The organism is Aestuariivirga sp. (genome assembly GCF_041738905.1).
Classification (GTDB): Bacteria; Pseudomonadota; Alphaproteobacteria; order Rhizobiales; family Aestuariivirgaceae; genus Aestuariivirga.
This window is the reverse complement of the sequence record NZ_JBGSOZ010000019.1, coordinates 1-2,422: the sequence shown is the minus strand read 5'-3', so window position 1 is coordinate 2,422 and position 2,422 is coordinate 1. Positions and strand designations below refer to the sequence as shown.

Below are 2,422 nucleotides of genomic sequence, written 5' to 3'. Positions count from 1 at the left end.
GTCGCGGCCAGGCGTCTTGGGGATGTCGCCGAGGCCGGGGGCGAGGCAGTCGAAGATCGGGTCGAGGCGGTCGACGGCTTCCTTGTCGCCGCCGATCATCATGCAATAGCCGCGCTCCAGCCCCCACACGCCGCCCGACGTGCCCACGTCGAGAAAGCGGATGCCGCGGCCCGCCAGCATCTGGCCGCGCCTCACGCTGTCCTTGAAGAAGCTGTTGCCGCCATCGATGAGGATGTCTCCTTCACTCAAGGCCGTGGACATGGCGGCAACCGAATCCTCGGTCACGGCGCCAGAGGGAAGCATCAGCCAGACGGTACACGGCGGAGTGAGCTTCGCGATCACGTCCGGGGCGGAGGTGGCAGCGATGCCGCCATGCTCGGCCACCATCTTCACCGCTGCCGGGTCGCGGTCGAAGACCACCGCGCGGTGGCCTGCGCGCATGAGGCGCCTCGCAATATTGGCGCCCATGCGCCCCAATCCGATGATTCCAATGTCCATGCCGATTGCGTTCCTCTGAAAGCCACATCCCTGATAGCGCCTCCAAGCCAAAAACGTAAGTATGCAGGGGGCTTTGATGCTTTTGCCAGTGCCCCCGCCGAAGGTCGCGGCAATCCGCCGCGCGATCAAGGTTGCGAGTCCTTTTCCACTGTGATAGCCAACGCGCGCGGCGGGGCTGGGGTCCCGGCCCGTGGGTGTGCCCTCGTGCATGCCGGTCTCCCAGAAATTCAAGCGGCCCGGCGCCTGCCACTTCAGGTGCCTTGCCGCAAAGCTGAATGAAAGACGGATCGTGGCGACCACAGATCAGACTGTTTCCGGAGTTCCGGGCCGCTATGCCAGCGCCCTGTTCGAACTCGCGGCCGAAGAAAACTCCACCGAAGCGGTGGGCCAGCAGATGGCGAAGTTCGGTGCCGCCATCGAAGGCGCTGCGGACCTGAAGCGCCTGGTGCGCTCGCCGGTCTTCTCTTCCGATGACCAGATCGAAGCCATCACGGCAGTCGCCGGCGAACTCGGCATCGCGGGCCCGGCGCTCAACTTCCTGAAGCTCGTGGCGCAGAACCGCAGGCTTCACGCGCTTCCCGACATCATCAAGGCCTATGCCACGCTTCTCAGCCAGTCGAAGGGCGAAGTCGCGGGCGAGGTCACCAGCGCCGAGCCGCTCTCGGATGCACAGCTCTCCGACCTCAAGGCCGCCCTCAAGGGCTCTCTTGGCCATGACGTTGCTCTTTCAACCCGCGTCGACAGCTCGATCCTCGGCGGCCTCATCGTGAAGGTGGGCTCCCGCATGCTGGACAATTCGCTGAAGACCAAGCTCCAGAATCTCAAAGTCGCCATGAAGGGAACCGCCTGATGGACATTCGCGCCGCCGAAATCTCCGCAATTCTCAAGAAGCAAATCAAGGATTTCGGCAAGGAAGCCGAGGTCACCGAGATCGGCCAGGTCCTGTCGGTGGGTGACGGCATCGCCCGCGCCTATGGCCTCGACAACGTGCAGGCCGGCGAAATGGTCGAATTCGCGAACGGCATGAAGGGCATGGCCCTCAACCTCGAAACCGACAACGTCGGTATCGTGATCTTCGGTTCGGACCGCGAGATCAAGGAAGGCGACACCGTCAAGCGCACCGGCGCCATCGTCGAAGTCCCCGTCGGAAAGGAACTCCTCGGCCGCGTCGTCGATCCGCTCGGCAACCCGATCGACGGCAAGGGCCCGATCAATGCCAAGCAGATGATGCGCGTCGACGTGAAGGCGCCCGGCATCATTCCGCGCAAGTCGGTGAACGAACCGATGTCGACGGGCCTCAAGGCCATCGACGCGCTGATCCCGATCGGCCGCGGCCAGCGCGAGCTGGTCATCGGCGACCGCCAGACCGGCAAGACCGCCATCATTCTCGACACCATCCTGAACCAGAAGCCCATCCACATCACGGGCCCCGAGAAGGACAAGCTCTACTGCGTCTACGTCGCCTGCGGCCAGAAGCGTTCGACGGTGGCCCAGTTCGTGAAGGTGCTGGAAGACAATGGCGCGCTCGAATACTCGATCATCGTCGCCGCCACCGCGTCCGACCCGGCACCGCTGCAGTATCTCGCGCCGTTCGCGGGCTGCACCATGGGCGAATATTTCCGCGACAACGGCATGCACGCGCTGATCGCCTATGACGATCTCTCGAAGCAGGCCGTCGCCTACCGCCAGATGTCGCTGCTGCTGCGCCGTCCGCCTGGCCGCGAAGCTTATCCGGGCGACGTGTTCTATCTCCACTCCCGCCTTCTCGAGCGCGCCGCCATGTTGAACGACTCGCTCGGCGGCGGTTCGCTGACGGCACTCCCCGTCATCGAGACGCAGGCCAACGACGTGTCGGCCTATATTCCGACGAACGTCATCTCGATCACCGATGGCCAGATCTTCCTTGAAACCGAACTGTTCTACC

Annotated in this window: 3 protein-coding genes; 2 read left to right on the top strand and 1 reads right to left on the bottom strand. The window is 64.0% G+C overall.

The window, feature by feature from the left end; all coding sequences use genetic code 11:
• Positions 1 to 498: NAD(P)-binding domain-containing protein (locus ACEW8Q_RS01480; protein WP_373502279.1), on the bottom strand; the 498-nt coding region annotated here is incomplete at its 3' end.
• Positions 499 to 787: 289 nt separating this feature from the next.
• Between ACEW8Q_RS01480 and ACEW8Q_RS01475 the strand changes: the two genes are divergently transcribed.
• Positions 788 to 1,348 carry a F0F1 ATP synthase subunit delta gene (locus tag ACEW8Q_RS01475; RefSeq protein ID WP_373502278.1) on the top strand — a complete coding sequence of 187 codons (561 nt, stop codon included), beginning with the start codon at positions 788 to 790 and terminating at the stop codon, positions 1,346 to 1,348.
• The coding region (gene atpA / locus ACEW8Q_RS01470) for a F0F1 ATP synthase subunit alpha (RefSeq protein ID WP_373502277.1) at positions 1,348 to 2,422 on the top strand (1,075 nt) is incomplete at its 3' end. The genes ACEW8Q_RS01475 and atpA, both read left to right, overlap by 1 nt.